This is a genomic window from Nannocystis sp. RBIL2, assembly GCF_026626745.1.
GTDB lineage: Bacteria > Myxococcota_A > Polyangia > Nannocystales > Nannocystaceae > Nannocystis.
The window spans coordinates 698,758-715,620 of record NZ_JAPNJW010000002.1 but is presented as its reverse complement, the minus strand read 5'-3'; the positions used below and the strand labels follow the sequence as shown (position 1 = coordinate 715,620).

The following is a 16,863-nucleotide window of genomic DNA, read 5'->3' as shown; positions in this document are numbered from 1 at the left end:
GCGAGCGGGAGCGGGCGATGGAGCAGGGAAGCACCGGCCTCGGCGAGGGAGGCCCTCGCCCGCGTGAGCGCAAGGGCGCCGCGAGCCCGATCTACTCGGTCGAGCTCGAGGTGTTCGAAGGCCCGCTCGATCTGCTGCTGCACCTGGTGCGCAAGCACGAGCTCGACATCCTCGACATCCCGATCTCGTTCGTCGCCGAGAAGTACCTCGCGTACCTCGACGTGATGCGCCAGCTCGACCTCGAGATCGCCGGCGACTACCTGGTGATGGCGGCGACGCTGGCGTACCTCAAGAGCCGCGAGCTGCTGCCGCCCGAGCCGCGCGCGCGCGAGGCGGGTCAGAGCGAGGAAGAGGAGGGCGAGGACCCGCGCGAGGCGCTGATCCGCCGGCTGGTCGAGTACGAGCGGTTCAAGCAGGCGGCGGCCGAGCTCGACTCGCTGCCGGTGTCGGGCCGCGACGTGTTCGCCCGCGGCGCCGAGCTGGTGATGCCGCCGATCGACCCGGGCCTCGCGCCAGTGTCGCTGTTCAACCTCGCGGAGGCGTACTACCGCGTGCTCACGCGCGCGAAGGTGAAGTCGACGCACGAGGTGCAGATCGAGGCGGTGACGGTGGCCCAGCGGATCAAGCAGCTGGCGCTGATCCTCGACGAGAAGCCGCACTTCGAGTTCGAAGAGCTGTTCCTGAACCGCACCTGGAACAGCGAGCGCGAGCTGCGGGCGATGCTCGTGGTGACGCTGATGTCGATCCTCGAGATGGTCAAGCTCGGGGTCGCGGGGGTGCAGCAGCCGCAAGACACCACGACGATCCGGATCTACCGCCGCGCGTCGGCCCAGGAGACGCAGCAGGCGCTGGCCGATTACGACGAGGACGCGAGCTTCGGCGCGCCGAAGCCGAAGGACGGCGAGGCGGAGCGCCCGGCACCGAGCGCCCCGAAGCGCCCGACCGAGGCCGAGCTCGACGCGGTCGAAGAGGCGGCCCTGCTCGCCGAGGCGCTGGCGTCGGTGCAGGAGCCCGAGGAGCCGGTCGTCGGTTACTCCGACGAGAGCGAGGACGTGGCGGCGAACGACCCCGCGAGCGAGTACGACGACGAGCCGCGCCCGGCGCCACGGCGCAGCCGGAGCGAGAGCCGGATGGCCCGGGCGGATGTCTTCGAGGACAGGGACGAGGCGTTGGACGACGGGCCGGACGGACGGCTGGTGATCGTCGAAGGGAGCAGCGCCGAGGTGCCGCGCGAGCCCGAGGGGCCGCGGTGGGGCCGACGTCCGGGCGGGACGGCCGAGGAAGAGTCGGCGGCGAGCGCGGCTGATGGAGCGGGGCGGGGCGAGGATGTCCTCGAGGACATGGCGGAGCTGCGCGAGGACGCGGCCGACGCGGGTGCCCTGGACGAGAGGTCTGGGGCCGAGGATCGCCTCGAGGGCGACCGCGCGGACGCGGGTGATGCGACGCCGAGGCCTGAGAGTGTCTTTGAGGACAGGTCTGAGGCGAGCGACTTCGCGGACGCGGCCGATGCGGGCGACGAGGAGCCGGGAGCCGAGGGTGTCCTTGAGGGCATGTCGGAGGCGGCTGACGCGAGCGCCGGTGAAGAGGCGCCGGACGCCGAGGATGTCTTTGAGGACAGGTCGGAGGCGAGCTCCGATGTGACGTCGAACTCGAGCGAGCGCGATGGTGAGGCGCTCAGCGTCGCGGTGCACGAAGGACGCCTCGACGACGCGCCCGGGGAAGAGGGCGTTCGCGAGGGCATGTCGGGCGCGGGCATCGAGGTGCGGAGCGTCGGCCCGGACGAAGGTGACGGGGCCGGGGCAGCGCTCGCGGGCGAGGATGTCCTCGACGTTGCGTCGACAGATAGCGAGTTCGAGGCACCGGACGGGGTTGGGCCGACAGCAGGCGGGGTCCTAGAGGGCGAGCCGCCGGAGCGTTACGAAGGCGTCCCGGATGCGTCCGAGAGCGACGGTGCCGCGGCGGGCCTCGAGGTCGACCAGGGCCTTGCGAGCCCGGAGAGTGACGGCGAGCCAGAGCTCTCGGCGCCGAGGCGTGAGGGCGCGGAAGGTCTCGGGGAGCGTGTCGAGGCGTTCTTGCCGGCAGTGGGCGCGCCAGAGGCGACGGAGCGCCAGGTGGATGGCGACACGTCGTCGGAGGAGGATGCTCGTTCGATCGAGGTCGACGCGGCAGCGAGCGCCGACTGGCCGCCGGGCGAGGATGTACTCGGGGACATGTCCGGTGCGGACGAGGACGGCGAGGCCATTGCTTCTTCGAGCACCGCGGCCGTGGAAGATGCTGTCGAGCCCAGCGAGGTGTCCGCTGAGACAGCGGCGGATGTTGCGCTGCTGACCGAGGATGTCCCCGAGGACATTTCGCGTGCCGACGATGCCGAGGAGCCCGCAGAGGCATCACAAGACCGCGAGACGGCGCACACGGTAGTCGACATCGCGGCGGAGCTTGGCGAGGGGGCGTCGGAGGTTGAGGAGGTCCTTACTTCCTCGGATATGGCGAGCGGCGCCCGTGATGCGGCCGAAGTCCTTGCCGCGACCAATCCCGAGACGTTCGTTACCGGTGGGGCGGACGCTGGATCGGCGCCGCCGCCGGCAATGGCCAGGGACGAAGCCGCAGAGGATGTTTTAACGGACAGTTCGGCGGTCGGTGGAGCCGACGCGGAGGCACCGGCGGCGACCGGGGATGAGGTCGCGGAAGATGTCCTTGAGGACAGACTCCACGTTGAAAGTTTGGAAGCGTCGGAGCCGGCGAGCTCGGCGGAGGAACGAGCCCTCGAAGAAGGCTCGACGGCCATTGGGGGCGAGGCCGAGCCGGCGAGCTCGGCGGAGGAACGAGGGGCCGGGGCGACGGATCCGACAGTTGCGGCGGGGGACGAAACGGAAGATGTCTTCGGGGCCAGCTCGGAGGGCGGCGGGGTCGCGGCTACGGGGTCGAAGGTCGCGGCTGGAGAGGAAGATGTCCTCGAGGCCAGCTCGATGGGCGGCGGCTTCCATGCGATGGAGTCACCGGCTGCAGCCGAGGATGAGAGTGCGCAAGAGGTCCTCCTCAGGGACAGCTCGACGGCCGAGGGGATCGAGGCGACGGTTCCGGAAGAGGGCGGGGAGGATGCCCTCGGCGACAGTCTGGCGACATCGACGGCAGCGGACGGGGATGGTGCTGCGGAAGATGTCTTGAAAGAGGAGCTCGCGGCGGCCGAGGTCGAGTCCGCGAGATCGGCCGAGGCGGTCGCAGACGCAGCCGCGGAGGCGGAGGATGTCCCGAAGGATAGCCTGGCGAGCGGCGAGGGCGCGGACGAACCGGCGGCGTCGGACGCCGAGCCGTCGAGCAGCGAGGATGATGCGAGCAAACCTGTCCGTTCGGACAGCGACGAAGACGAGGCCGGCGGGTTGTTCCTCAACACCGGTGAAGGCCTCGGGGCGCGCGAGCTCGGCGACGTCGACGATGATGAGGATGACGCGCAGTGACGGCGGCCGTGACAGGGGGTAGGACATGGTGAAGCCGCGCAAGACGGGCCTGAAGGCCCCTCCGCGGGTACATGCGGGCGAGAGCGTGCCGGCCGTCGATGCCGAGGCGCCCGAGTCGACCGAGTCGACGCCGGAGCCCGAGCGTGACGACGTCGCGCCGACGGAGGACGCGGCCGCGGAAGAGGTCCCGAGCGAAGGGGCCGGCGACTCGACATCCGAGGAGAGCGGTGAGGAGCTCGCGGCGGAAGCGACGAGCGTGGAGGCCTCGGAGGAGAGCGATGCGAGGCCGTCCGAAGAGGAGTCGCGGCCGCGGGCGGGGCGTCGCGGGCGGGGCGCGGCGCGCAGCAAGGGCGGCGGGGGCGAAGGGAGCTCCGACGACGAAGCGCCGCGGGCCCCGAAAAAACGCCGTGGACGCGCGGGACGAGCGAGCGGCGAGCGCGAGGATACTGGCGGTGAGCCGGACCCGCAGGCGGCCCCGGGCGCCTCGGCCGAGCAGGCAGACGAGGCGCGACGCGAGCGCGTGAGCGAAGATTCGGAAAATCCGGGGGACGCCGGCGCGGCCGAGCGGAGCGGCGAGGCGTCCGAGGCGAGCGATGCTGCGGGGCTGTCCGAAGAGACAGAGAGCAGCCTTGCCGAGAGCGGCGCGGAGGTCGAGGCGGACGCTGGGGTGCTGTCTGAAGAGACGGTAGCCGACAGCGCCGCGGATGGTTCGGAGGCGCCGCGCAAGCGACGGGCTGTCCGAGGGGACAGGTCGACCACTGCGGAGGCAGGGCCCTCGTCGGGCGAACTGTCGGAGCTGTCCGAAGCGACAGGTGACGAGGTTTCGCCGCCCGATGCTGGCGCACCCGCAGACGGGGGCGACGGCGCGAGTCCGGCCGAGGGCGCAGGCGGCGAGGATCCGATCGCAGCGGCTCTCGCGGCAGCCTCGGCGCCGCGGACCGCCACGCCGGGCGTCGTGCTCAGCGACGAGCTGCCGATCGACCCGGACGACGACCTGCGCGGGATCGAGGGCGAGGCCTCGGCGCGGCTGGTGTCGATTTTGGAGAGCCTGCTGTTTTCGGCGGCGAAGCCGTTGTCGGTCAAGGACCTGCGAAAGGTGTTGCAGGAGACCAGTCAGCGGCAGATCCAGCTGGCGCTGCGGCACCTGTTGGAGGTGACGAGCTCGCGCGGGGTGGTGCTCGCGCAGGTGGCAGGCGGGTTCCAATTCCGCACGCACCCGGAGAACGCGGTGTGGGTGCAGAAGATGTTGCAGGCGAAGCCGGCGAAGCTGAGCCGCACGCAGATCGAGACGCTGGCGATCGTCGCCTACCGGCAGCCGGTCACGCGGCCGGAGATCGACGACATCCGCGGGGTCGACAGCGGGGCGGTGTTGAAGTCGCTGCTCGAGCGCGAGCTGATCCAGATCGTCGGCAAGAAGGACGAACCGGGGCGCCCGCTGCTGTACGGGACGACCGTTCGCTTCCTCGAATTTTTCAATCTCCGCGGGCTGCGCGACCTCCCGACGCTGCGGGACTTCCGCGACCTGTCGGAGGAGTCGAAGGCCACCGTGCGCGAGCGGCTCGGCGACCTGCAGGTGGCCGAGGCGCTCGGGCAAGAGGTGCTCGGTTTCACCGGTCCCGAGGGACATGGCCCTGGGGACATGGCCGCAGAGGCAGGCGCGGAGGCGACGGCCGCAGCTGCGGGCGAGAACTCGGGTGATGCCGGGGGTGAAGCGCCGGCGGCGAGTGGTGAGACCGGAGCCGGGGACGGGCAGGGCGAGGACGTGCCCGCCAGCGCCGAGGCGAGTCCCCAGGCCGGAGGCGAGGTCTCCGATGAGGCGGGCGCCGGAGCTGGTGTCGAGAGCGGGGTGGCGTTGGGGGCTGACGGCGCTTCCGGCGAAGATGCGGCTGCCAAGGAGAACGCTGGGCCTGGGACGAGCGAGGCCGCTTCCGGCGAGGCGGATGAGGGCGAGAGCTCGCGGGTGGGCGAGGCCGCAGTCGGCGAAGCCGGCGATGGCGCGGGTGGTGACGGGGTGAGCGAGACGGAGCGCTCGGACTCGTCGGACGTCGAGAGCTCGCAAGTGGATGACGAGAGCTCGCCGCAGGACGAGAGCGCCGGAGACGTCGAGGGCTCGCAAGCTGTCGATGCGGGTGCCCGTGCCGACTCTGCGGACGAGAGCGCCGCGGATTCGGATGACGAGGGCGCTCCAGCTGTCGATGGCCCGGGCGACGAGGATGTCAGTGAGGCGGATGACGAGAGCTCCCTCGCGGGCGGCGAGAGCTTGCTCGCCGAGGGGGAGAGCTCGCTGGCGGACGACGAAAGGTCGCTCGCGGACAACGGGGGCTCGCTCGCGGACGACGGGGGCTCGCTCGCAGACGATGTCAGCGAGCCAGCTGAGTCGGCGAACGACAGCGCCGACGATGCGGCCGTCGAGACCGAGCGCAGGTACGTGCTGGACGAGGACGCGGACGGCGGGTCTTCGCACGGGTTCCCCGAAGGCGGTGACCCGGACGAAGCGAGCGAGGAGATTGACTCGCTGGACGAGGACGCAGCCGAAGCGAGCGATGTCGATGACTCGCTGAGCGAGGATTCGGACGAAGCGAGCGAGTCTGATGACTCGCTCGTCAAAGACACGGACGAAGCGAGCGAGCGCGACGACTCGCTGGACGAGGGCTCGGCCGAGGACGAGGCGAGCGACCTTGATCATTCGCTGGACGGGGACGGCGAAGGTTCGCCGCCGGACGAAGCGAGCGAGCGCGACGGCTCGCAGGACACGGACGACGAAGACCCGCGGCCGGACGAAGCGAGCGAGCGCGACGACTCGCTGGACACAGACGACATAGGTTCGCCGCCGGACGAAGTGAACGAGCGCGACGGCTCGCTGGACGCGGACGACGAGAGATCGCCGCTGGACGACGAGAGCGAGCGCGAAGATTCGCCGGACGAGGACGCGACGGCGGAAGACGAGCGCAGTGATTTGGACGCCGCCGAGGCGGACCACGCGGAGTCGCGTGAGAGTGACGGGGACGACGATCGATCGACCGGGCCTCGACGCTCGCGGGACGAGTCGGCGGCCAAGGACGAAGAAACCCAGAGTTGAGCCGCGAGACGGCGCAGAGGAGCAGCGAGCATGAAGCGAACGACCAACCAGGGCAGGAGCGGCGGACCGAAGGCTGCCGCGCGGTCGCAGGGCGCCCGTCAACAGGGCAAGGCGCAGGGGCGCCGGGATGCGGCCGGGGCGGAACGTCCCGCGGGCAAGGGCGGGGCCGGACGTGGCCGTCCGGCCGGCGCTGCAGGAGCGCGGCGAGCGGGCGCTGAGACTCGCGGCGGCGCGAGCTCGGGTCCCAAGGGCGGGTTCGAGCGCCGGGGATCCGCGGGCGACGCGGCTGGCCGAAAGGGCAGGTTTGAAGCGCCAGGGCGCGGCGAGCATGTCCGGGGGGACAGGGCCGGCGGCGCGAGCGGCGGTCGGCGCGGCAGGGGGACCGCCGCGGACCGTGACGGCGCAGAGCAGGCGGGTCCGAGCGATCGCCGGCGAGCGGCGGCGGAGCGCGAGGGCCGGACTGTCCGCGGGGATCGAGCGGAGGCGCCGGGGCGCGCGGCCCGGAAACCTGTCCGAGGGGCCAGGTCCGAGGGAGCGGAGCGCGAGGGCCGGGCTGTCCGCGGGGACAGGTCGGTGCGGAAACCTGTCCGAGGGGGCAGGTCCGAGGTGGCGGAGCGCGAGGGCCGAACTGTCCGTGGGGACAGGTCGGAAGGCCCGACGCGTGCTGCACGAAAGCCTGTCCGCGGGGACATGTCGGAAGCCGCAGGGCGCGAGGGCCGGGCTGTCCGTGGGGACAGGTCGGAGGCGCGGGGCGCAGGGCGAGCTGTCCGCGGGGACAGGTCGGCTGCGACCGAGCGAGGGGACCGGGCCGTGCTCCGTGGCGAGCGGTCGGACGCGGCGGCGCGCCGCAGCCGCGCGGATGCGGCTGCCGGCGGCGACTGGACGGAGTCCGCGCCGCGGCGGTCGGCCGCCCGCGGGACCTCGGAGGACAGGGCTGAACGTGGTGACCGATCGAAGCCGCGCGCGGGCGGGGCTGTCCGTGGGGACAGGTCTCAAGCCGGCGCGGCGAGCCGCGGCGGAAAGGTCCGGTCGCCTGGCGCGAAGGACAGCGCCACGCGAGGGGCCAAGGCCCGCTCGGCGGGCGCGAAGGACAGCACTGCGCCGCGTGGGCTCACCGACGCGGTGGCGCTGCGGCAGGCCGAGCGGACGGCAGCGGCGCGGACCGGCGCGAAGACCCGGGCGAAGAAGGGGAGCGCTGCCGCCCCGGAGATCCTCCGGCCGGCCAAGGTGCGGCTGCAGAAGGCGCTGGCGGCGGCCGGCGTGACGTCGCGGCGCAAGGCCGAGGAGCTGATCGCGGCCGGGGCGATCAAGGTCAACGGCAAGCGGGTCACCGAGCTCGGCACGAAGGTCGATCCCGACCGCGACGCGATCGAGGTCCGGGGCACGCGCGTGCAGCTGGAGAAGAAGGTGTACTTCCTGCTCAACAAGCCGGACGGCGTGGTCTGCTCGGCCGAGGGGACCAAGGACAACGAGGGCCGGCCGACGGTGCTGTCGCTGTTCCCGGAGCTGCCGCAGCGGATCTACCCGGTCGGCCGCCTCGACTTTCACACCCGCGGCGCGCTGATCCTGACCAATGACGGCGATCTCGCGGCTGCGCTGACCCATCCGCGGCACGAGATCCCGAAGACGTACCACGTGAAATTCCAGGGCAAGCTCACGGAGGCCGAGCTCGAGACCCTGGCCACGGGGGTCACGCTCGAGGACGGGACCGTCACCCGCCCGGCGGCCGAGGTCAGCGTCATCAAGGACACCTCGACCAACAGTTGGGTGCAGATCACCCTGCGGCAGGGCCTGAACCGGCAAATTCGCCGCATGGGCGAGGCCATCGGTAGGCCCGTGCTGAAGCTGATCCGCGTCGCCATCGGCGACGTCACAGCGGACGGACTGGCAGATGGTGAGTTTCGTCCGCTGACCCCGACCGAGGTCTACGACCTCATGGCGGCCGCGTCGCCGGCCGCGCATCCCGGCGCCAAGCCCCGGCCCCGCGCCGACGGCGAGGATTCGACCTCCGATGCGGGCGGACGGGCGCGGTCCCGGCTTGCGCCGCGGAAGCGGGCGGGGTAGTGTCCGCGCCCGCTCGTCGTTCAGGACCCGCAGGGTCGTGAAGACAATTTCCGCCAGGACTTCGTATGGCCAAGAACTCTCAAGTTTTGCGCGACAAGAAGCGCGACAAGCTGATCAGCAAGTACGCTGCCCGCCGCAGCGATCTGCGCGACAAGCTCAAGGATCCGAACATCGATCTCGAGGACAAGCTCGCGATCTCGGCGCAGCTCACCAAGCTGCCGCTCAACTCGTGCCCGACCCGCAAGACCCGGCGCTGCATGCTGACGGGCCGCTCCAAGGCGGTCTATCGCAAGTTCGGCCTGTGCCGGAACATGCTCCGCGAGCTCGCCCTCAAGGGCGAACTGCCGGGCGTGACCAAGTCGAGCTGGTGAACTTTTCGCCTGCCGCAGGAGAGTCATGAAGTCCGGAATCCATCCCAGCTACCGCAAGGTCCTGTTCGTCGACGCCTCCTCGGGTGACGAGTGGGTGTCCTACTCGACGATGACCGGCGGCGACACGCGCGCGCACAAGGGCGAGGACCTCCCGGTCGTCCGCGTCGACATCTCGTCGTTCAGCCATCCGTTCTGGACCGGCCAATCGCGCGAGGTCGACACCGAGGGCCGCATGGACCGCTTCCGCCGCCGCTACGGCGTCAAGGGTGGCGCGTCGGCTGCCCCGGCCGCCCCCGTTGCTGCCAAGCCCGCCGCCGCTGCCGCCGCCCCGGCGCCCGCGAAGGTCGAGGCCGCTGCGCCCGCCAAGCCCGCCGGCAAGGCGAAGAAGAAGTAACCCCGTCGGACCCCACGGTCCGACGACGAGCACCACGCGCGTCACGACCTCCGGGTCGTGATGCGCGTTCGCTTTGGGTCGCTCACGGTCTCTTCGCGCTCGTGCGCGAGCTACGTCCGCGGTCCCGAGCAGGTCGCTCGTGCCCCGAGAGTGAGCCGGGTGACATGTCCTCTGCGACATGTCCTTTGCGTCCTGTTCGCAGGAGCGCGAGCCGTCGGCAACGCGGCGTGCCTCGAATGTCCGACTGAGCACGAGCGGACCTGCCGGGCGCGGCGAGCAGGGCCCTTCGGCTCCTCACATGTCCCGATGACGAGGCTAGGCGAGACGGTGATCGCCGAAGCTCGAAGGGCCGGGCCGCTCCACTCGAGCGGCCCGGGGATCGCTGTCGCCCAGCAGCGCTTCGTTGCGTTGGCGAGACGCAGGTGCAGGGTCTCGACACAGGGCGAATCCCCCGACGCTGCGGTCTCGCAGCGCCGTCGCTCACCGTCCGCCAGTCACGTCTGCCGCGTGCTCGCGCCGTCCGCTCCTGGCGCGGGCGCGACACTGCGGCCTTTGCTGCGGCCGTCGCTCACAGTCCGCCTGTGGGCCGCGTGCTCCCGCCGACTCGACTCCCGAGGCTTGCTGCGACCGTCATTCACGGGCCGCCGATCACGCTTGTCATGCTCGTGCCGTTCGCTCGCAGGCCGACTCGGCGCGGCGGTCTTGTTGCGGCCGACGATCTTGGTCCGCCGGCTCGCGCCCACGCTCACACGCGCAGGACCTGGGCGGCCCAGGTGAAGCCGGTGCCGAAGGCGGTCATCGCCACGAGGTCGCCGTCTTTCAGGCGGCCGGCGGCGCGGGCTTCGTCGAGGGCGACGGGGATCGTCGCGGCCGACATGTTGCCGTAGCGATCGACGACCGACACCATCTTCGCCGGCGCGATCGCGGTGCGGGCCCGCGTGGCCTCCATGATGCGGGTGTTGGCCTGGTGCGGGATGAGCAGCGCGACGTCCTCGGGGGTCACGCCGGCGCGCTTCAGGGCCTCGATCGCACCCTCGCTCATGGCGGTGACGGCGTGCTTGAACACCGTGTTGCCCTCCATGTGGACGGTGTGCGCCCGGGCGGCGACGCTCTCGGCGCTGGCCGGCTGACGCGTGCCGCCGGCGGGCTGATAGAGCACCCGGGCCAGAGTGCCGTCGGCGCCCCAGGCCGAGCCGAGCAGGCCGCGATCTTCTTCGCAGGCCGTGAGGATCGCCGCACCGGCGCCGTCGCCGAACAGCACGCAGGTGCTGCGGTCCTCCCAGTTGACGACCTTGCTCATCACCTCGGCGCCGATGACTGCGGCGGTGCGGGCGCCTCCGCCGGCGATCAAGCTGGCCGCGAGCTCCATGCCGTACAGCCACCCGGAGCAGCCGGCGCTGACGTCGAACGCCGCGGGCCCGCGCAGGCCGAGCTTGTGCTGCACCCAGCACGCGGTCGACGGGAACAACGTGTCCGGGGTCGACGTGGCGACGATGAGGACGTCGAGCGCATCAGGTCCGAGGCCGGCGGCGTTGCACGCCGAGAGCAGGGCCTCGGCGGCGAGGTCGGAGGTCGCTACTTCGGGAGCCGCGATCCGGCGCTCACGAATTCCGGTCCGCTCGACGATCCACTGATCCGTGGTGTCGATCATCGTCTCGAGCTCGGCGTTCGTCAGCACCCGCGGCGGCAAGGCGCGCGCAGTTGCGAGGATCTTGAACCGACGCATGCGTCACCTGCTAGCTCACCCTGCGACTGCGCGGCAATCGAGAAAGATGTGCGGCAGCGCCGTCCGCAGAGGGATGGAGCCAACACACACCCTTTTGCACGCAATTGCCGGGATATGGCCCCGGGCTGGTACAGTACCGGGGCCATTTTGCCCCTCGCCCGTATGCGCTCTTCATTCTCTGTCTGCGCAACTCTCCTCGCGGCCTCGATCCTCGTCGCGTGCGCCTCGTCGCTCGACAAGGCCCGTGTCGCACGCAACGCGAATGACGACGTCAGGGCCGAGCAGTACCTCCGCAAGTCGATGGCGAGCGATCCCGAGGACCGCGCCGCGGCCCAGCGTGAATTGGCGTCGCTCAAGTTCGCCCAAGCGCAGACCCAAGCCAAGCAAGATCCCGCGGCCGCCGAGAAGTTGGTGCGCGAGAGCCTCACGCTGGTCCCGAGCGACGAGAAGGCCGTCGATCTCCTCGGTCGCGTCATCCACGCGCAGGGCCGCCTCGACGAGGCGATCCAGGTGCTCGGCGAGGGCGACGGCAAGTCTTGCGACATGTGCAAGCGCTACCTCTCGGTGTTGCTGCTCGAGCGGGCCGGCAAGCGCGAGGCGGCCAAGGACTTCGAGGGCGCGCGCACCGATTACTCGCGGGCGACCGAGCTGATCCCTGACGCCACGACCGCGCTGGCGGTCGCGCGCAGCAGCGAACAGCTCGGCGATCTCGAGGGCATGACGCGCGCGATCGAGAAGGCGGTGCCGCTGATCCGCCCCGAGGACACCGCGGCGCAGACGGAATTTCTCGGGTTCCGCGAGCGAACCGTGCTGGCGGCCGCGGGTCGCGGTGACGTCGCCACCTGCGATCGCTGGCTCAATTTCTTCCCGCCCGGCGCGGGCGGTGACGGCTGGTACGTGTTGCAGCTGCGCGTCGCGCAGGAGCTGTACCGCCAGAAGAAGGTCGACGTCGCCGTGACGCGCGCACGGACGATGCTCGGCTCGACGCACACCGACACGCTGCCGGCCAACCGCAAGACCGAGTTCCAGCGCTTCCTCGCCGACATCTATCGCCTGCAGGGCGTCGGCTATCTGCGCGAGGGCAAGCTCGCCGAGGCCGACGACAATTTCCGGCTGGCGATGGAGTTCTTGCCGGGCGACGACAAGATCAAGCTCTTGCGGGCGCTGGCGATCGGCGGCCACCACGAGACCGAGAAGGCGCTCCAGGTGGTGAAGGCGCTGCCCAAGGAGACCAAGGGGCACGCGGAGGTGATGGCGATCCTCGAGAGCATGCAGGTCGCCGATCGCCTGGCCGAGGGCGACGTCGAGGGGGCCAAGGCCGCGCTCGCGCGCGCGCAGGCGGCCAGCGCGGAGACGCCCGAAGTCCACGTGGCGATGGCCGAGATGCTCGTCATCACTCCGGCGGCGGGCGTGAACAAGGGCATCGTCCGCCAGCTGAAGAAGAGCGGGATCGTCAAGTACCCCAACGACGAGGTCAACCGCTACGGCGAGGCACTGTCGGAGCTGGCGTGGGCGCGCGAACAAGCGCGCGGGCTCGGCGAGGGCTACCTGTTCCGCGGGCCCGGGATCGACGCGCGCATGGCCAACCTCGACCGCCAGCTGCGCGCCTTTTACCCGTTCCCGGTCGAGTTCAACGCCGACAGCACGGCGATCCTGAAGATCCGCTTCAAGAGCGGCGCGGGCGGCGAAGTCGGGGTCAAGACCGACAGCGGGGAGCAGACGATCCGCGTTCCTGCGGGCAGCGAGGGCGCCGAGGTCATCGTGCGCGACCCGGGCCTGACGTACTTCCGGATCAACGGCAAGGTCTCCAGCTTCGTGACCGAGCCCTACACCCGGGTGACGATCGACCTCTGATGCTCGCGCCGCTGAGCCCGCCGGTGGTCGGCGCCGATCGGCGCTGCACGGCGGGCGGGGCCTGATAGACTCGCCGGCGATGCAGCCCTGTCCCTATCGCAAGATCCGTCCGCTGGGCGAGGGGTCGATGGGGGACGTGCACCTGTGCGTCGACGTGCAGCAGCGGCGCCTGGTCGTGGTCAAGTGGCTGCGAGCCGAGCTGCACGAGGGCAGCCAGGCGGCGGTCCGGTTCCGACGCGAGGCCGAGCTGATGGCGGGGGCCAACTTCCCCGGCGTCATCAAGGTCGAGGAGTGGGGCCTCGACGAGTTCGGTCGCACGTGGATGGCGATGGAGTTCGTCGACGGGCTCATGCCTTCGGCGGTGGTCGGGCCCGGCGATTGTTGGTCGGTGCATCGCCTGCTGGCCGGCGTCGGTCAGGGCCTCGACGACCTCCACGGCCTCGGCGTCGTGCACCGCGATCTCAAGCCGGAGAACGTGCTGCTGCGGAGCTCGGTCGACGGCTGGGAGCCGGTGATCATCGACCTCGGGATCGCCAAGTGGTTGGCGCAGGAGACCGCGACCGCGAGCGGCTCTGTGTTCGGCACGCCGCACTACATGAGCCCGGAGCAGTGCCGCGACACCAAGCACGTCGGCCCCGCGACCGACCGCTACGCCGTCGCCGTCATCATCTTCGAGCTGCTCGCCGGGCGGCGGCCGTTCGAGGGCCGCACGATCCCGGAGCTGTTGCGGCAGCACCTCGAGTCGCCGGTGCCGGAGCTGCAGATCCCGAAGCGCGTGCGCACCGGGGCGATCCGCGACACCGCCGCCAAGGCGACGTACCCGTCGCCCAACCTCGACGCGTTCATGCGCAAGGCGATGGCCAAGGAGCCGCGGCTGCGGTTCGGCAGCGGGCGCGAGATGGCCTCCGAGTTCGAGCGCGCGGCCAAGGCCGACGGGCTGTGGGAGATCCCTGACCCTTCGGACATGACGCCGTTGTTCCCGGCGCTGACCCACCCGATGGCCGAGATCATCATCGACGGCGAGTCGCGCCAGCGCTTCGACGTGCGCCACGGGCCGCTGGTGCTCGGGCGCCACGAGTCGTGCCAGGTGGTGCTCGGCTCGCCGCGGCTCAGCCGCCTGCACGCGTGCGTGTACCTGCACCGCGGGCGGGTGTGGGCCGCCGACCTGCACAGCCAGAACGGCACCCTGTTCCAGGGCCGCGCGCTCCAGCCCGGCGTTCCGATGCCGTTCCCGCCGGGCGGCCAGACCGCCGTGTTCACGCTCTACAACCGCAACATCGCCGTCCGTCTGTGCACCACCACGGGGCCGTGAGGCCGCGTCATGGCGAGCGCGGCGGGTGAGAGTGCTTCGGGACACGTCCTGAAGGACAGCAGTGGTGCGCGGGGCGAGGGCGCTTCAGGGCATGTCCTCGGGGACAGCGTCAGTGCTTCGGGTCATGTCCGGAGGGACAGCGATGCCGAGACGGTCGAGGCTCGGGACGGAGATGCTTCGAGACATGTCCTCAGGGACAGCGATGTCGGTGCCTCTGGACATGTCCTGAAGGACAGCCTCGAGGCTGAGCCGGTACCGACACGAACGCGGCGCCTGGCCGCGGCGCTGCTGTTCGGGCCGGCGCTGGCGTGGGCGCTCGCGGCGGCGGCCGGGCTGGCGTGGGCGGGCGCGCGGGCGGACGCGTGGGGACCGGCGCCGCGCCGCGAGGCGGCGGTGGTCGGCTCGGCGGCCTGCCGCGCCTGTCATCCGGCCGAGCACGCCAGCTGGTCGGCGACCTACCACCGGACGATGACGCAGCGCGCCGAGGGTGAGGCAGTGCTGGCGCCGTTCGCCGGCGAGCACGTCGATCACCTCGGCTTCCGCGCGACGATGACCCGCGGCGCCGAGGGCCGCCCGCACGTGCGCGTGGCGCCGCTCGACGACGAGGGGCGCGAGGCCGGAGAGCCGCTGCTCGACGTCGACGTGGTCATGACGGTGGGCAGCCACCGCTATCAGCAGTACCTGGCGCGGCTCGACCGCGGCGGCGGACCGGGCGAGGTGTGGCGCCTGCCGGTCGCCTGGCACGTCGCCACGGCGCGGTGGATCCCGATGAACGCCGCGTTCCTCGAGCCGGAGGGCGCGCGCGGCGACGCCGAGGCGTACCTGCGCCACCTCAGCCGCTGGAACGACAACTGCGTGCTGTGCCACAACACCGAGCCGCGGCCGGGGCTGGCGCAAGAGACAGGTGGCGCGCCGCGCTTCGACACCACCGTGGGCGAGCTCGGGATCGCCTGCGAGGCCTGCCACGGGCCGGCTGGGGCTCACCTGCAGCGGCACGCCGATCCGTTCCGGCGCCTTCTGGCCGGCGGGGCGGAAGACGGATCGATCGCGCACCCGGGCCGGCTGGTGCCGCGCGACGAGAGCGGGGTGTGCGGGCGCTGCCACGGCAACCGGATCAGCGCCGACGTGGCGGCGGTGCTGCGCGAGGGCGACGGCTTCCTGCCGGGCACCGACCTGGCCGCGGTGTCGCGGCCGATCTTCCGCGAGGCGACCGTCGGCGGGGAGGCGCTGTTCGCCGAGCGCTTCTGGCCCGACGGGACGCCGCGCCTGTCGGCCTACGAGTACCAGGGGCTGCTGCTGTCGCCGTGCCACCAGGACGGCCGTGAGGGCGGGCTCGGCTGCGACGACTGCCACGCGATGCACGGCGACCGGCCCGACATGCAGGTCCGCCGCGATCGCGCGGGGGCGAAGGCATGTACTTCGTGCCATGTCCTGGAGGACCTGTCCTCGGGGACACGGCACGGAGGACATGGGGAAACGGTCACGTGCCAGGGCTGCCACACGCCGCGGATCACGTACGGCCTGCTCGAGGGGATGATCGGCCACCGGATCGCGGTGCCGCGGCCGCAGGCGTGGATCGGCCGCCACGACCAGCCGGACGCCTGCACGCAGTGCCACGCCGATCGCAGCCGCACGTGGGCGGCGGAGGCGCTGCCGCGGCTCGGATTCCCGGACCCGGGTCCGCTGCCGCCGCCGGCGCCGGACGAGGCGTGGGGCTCGCGGGTGCAGCTCGACCTGGTCGGCGGCGATCCGCTGCAGCGGGTGCTGGCGATCCACGCGCTGACGCGGCCAGAGGTGCCGGTGGCGGTCGCTCTGCGGCGCGCCTGGATCACCGACGGGCTCGACGACGAGTACCCGGCCGTGCGGTGGTTCGCCTGGCGCGCGCTGCGGCAGCTCGCGGAGCCGGAGCAGGTCGCGCTGGTCGACGCTTACGACCCGCACGCCGACGCGGAGCACCGGGTGCCGGCCGCCGATGCCCTGCGCGCGGCGTTCGGCGGCGGACCGTTCAGCCCCGAGCAGCGCGAGGCGCTCGAGGCCCGGCGCGAGCGCACGGTGCTGTGGATCGGGGAGTGAGGCGTTTTCAAGCCTGGTAGCGAGGCGTGGGCCCGCGACGGAAGATTTGGCGAGCGAGCGGTCCTGCGGCTAGATTCGCCCCGTGCGCGCCGAACGGCACCACCGGCTCTCGCTCGCGTTGCTGGCGATCTTCCTCGCCTCGGGGCTGTGGCTCGAGGCGATGATCGGCTTGCGCGCGGGCGGGTGGGTCGACGACCCGCTGCGCCGCGAGTTCCTGCGCCTCGGCCACGCGCACGGTGGGATCCTGGCGCTGGTCAACCTGGCGATCGCCTGGTCGATCGGGCAGCTCGGCACCCCCGAGGTGTGGGCCGCGAAGATCCGGCTCGCGGGATTGCTCGGCGCGCTGCTCGTCGGCGCCGGCTTCATGGCCGGCGGGCTCATGCACGGATCGACCGACCCGGGCCCGCCGATCCTCGTGGTGCCGGCCGGAGCGTTGCTGACGCTGGCGGCGGTGATCGCTACGGCGATGGTGCGCCCCTCGGACCGGCCGCCAGGCAGCTGACGGGCACCCGGCAAGCTGCTCGCCGAGCGGTTC

Annotated in this window: 10 protein-coding genes; 9 read left to right on the top strand and 1 reads right to left on the bottom strand. The window is 71.7% G+C overall.

Annotated features, from left to right (window positions below; all coding sequences use genetic code 11):
* The first annotated feature begins 17 nt into the window (after positions 1 to 17).
* The 5 genes from OV090_RS28070 (at position 18) to OV090_RS28050 (ending at position 9,363) form a co-directional block, all read left to right on the top strand.
* The gene (locus OV090_RS28070; protein ID WP_267712096.1) at positions 18 to 3,455 is read left to right on the top strand and encodes a segregation/condensation protein A; all 3,438 of its coding nucleotides are present in this window, start codon (positions 18 to 20) and stop codon (positions 3,453 to 3,455) included.
* A gap of 955 nt (positions 3,456 to 4,410) precedes the next feature.
* Positions 4,411 to 6,534, top strand: coding sequence for an SMC-Scp complex subunit ScpB (gene scpB / locus OV090_RS28065; RefSeq protein ID WP_267707697.1), 2,124 nt, complete (start codon positions 4,411 to 4,413; stop codon positions 6,532 to 6,534).
* Positions 6,535 to 7,656: 1,122 nt separating this feature from the next.
* Positions 7,657 to 8,598, top strand: a complete 942-nt coding sequence (locus tag OV090_RS28060) for a pseudouridine synthase (protein WP_267707696.1) — start codon at positions 7,657 to 7,659, stop codon at positions 8,596 to 8,598.
* A 65-nt stretch (positions 8,599 to 8,663) separates the two neighbouring features.
* On the top strand, positions 8,664 to 8,969 hold the full coding sequence (rpsN, locus tag OV090_RS28055; RefSeq protein ID WP_267684656.1) for a 30S ribosomal protein S14: 306 nt from the start codon (positions 8,664 to 8,666) through the stop codon (positions 8,967 to 8,969).
* A gap of 25 nt (positions 8,970 to 8,994) precedes the next feature.
* On the top strand, positions 8,995 to 9,363 hold the full coding sequence (locus OV090_RS28050) for a type B 50S ribosomal protein L31 (protein ID WP_267707695.1): 369 nt from the start codon (positions 8,995 to 8,997) through the stop codon (positions 9,361 to 9,363).
* A 745-nt stretch (positions 9,364 to 10,108) separates the two neighbouring features.
* On the opposite strand, the gene OV090_RS28045 is transcribed toward OV090_RS28050, so the two are convergent.
* Positions 10,109 to 11,089: a beta-ketoacyl-ACP synthase III gene (locus OV090_RS28045; protein ID WP_267707693.1), complete on the bottom strand. Its 981-nt coding sequence runs from the start codon at positions 11,087 to 11,089 to the stop codon at positions 10,109 to 10,111.
* Positions 11,090 to 11,251: 162 nt separating this feature from the next.
* On the opposite strand from OV090_RS28045, the gene OV090_RS28040 reads away from it, so the two are divergent.
* The 4 genes from OV090_RS28040 to OV090_RS28025 all read left to right on the top strand — a co-directional run bounded on the left by OV090_RS28040 (position 11,252) and on the right by OV090_RS28025 (position 16,830).
* The gene (locus OV090_RS28040) at positions 11,252 to 12,943 is read left to right on the top strand and encodes a hypothetical protein (protein WP_267707692.1); all 1,692 of its coding nucleotides are present in this window, start codon (positions 11,252 to 11,254) and stop codon (positions 12,941 to 12,943) included.
* A gap of 79 nt (positions 12,944 to 13,022) precedes the next feature.
* Positions 13,023 to 14,255, top strand: a complete 1,233-nt coding sequence (locus OV090_RS28035; protein ID WP_267707691.1) for an FHA domain-containing serine/threonine-protein kinase — start codon at positions 13,023 to 13,025, stop codon at positions 14,253 to 14,255.
* 468 nt (positions 14,256 to 14,723) lie between these two features.
* The gene (locus OV090_RS28030; protein WP_267707690.1) at positions 14,724 to 16,328 is read left to right on the top strand and encodes a hypothetical protein; all 1,605 of its coding nucleotides are present in this window, start codon (positions 14,724 to 14,726) and stop codon (positions 16,326 to 16,328) included.
* Positions 16,329 to 16,410: 82 nt separating this feature from the next.
* Positions 16,411 to 16,830: a hypothetical protein gene (locus OV090_RS28025; protein WP_267707689.1), complete on the top strand. Its 420-nt coding sequence runs from the start codon at positions 16,411 to 16,413 to the stop codon at positions 16,828 to 16,830.
* The last annotated feature ends 33 nt before the right edge of the window (positions 16,831 to 16,863 follow it).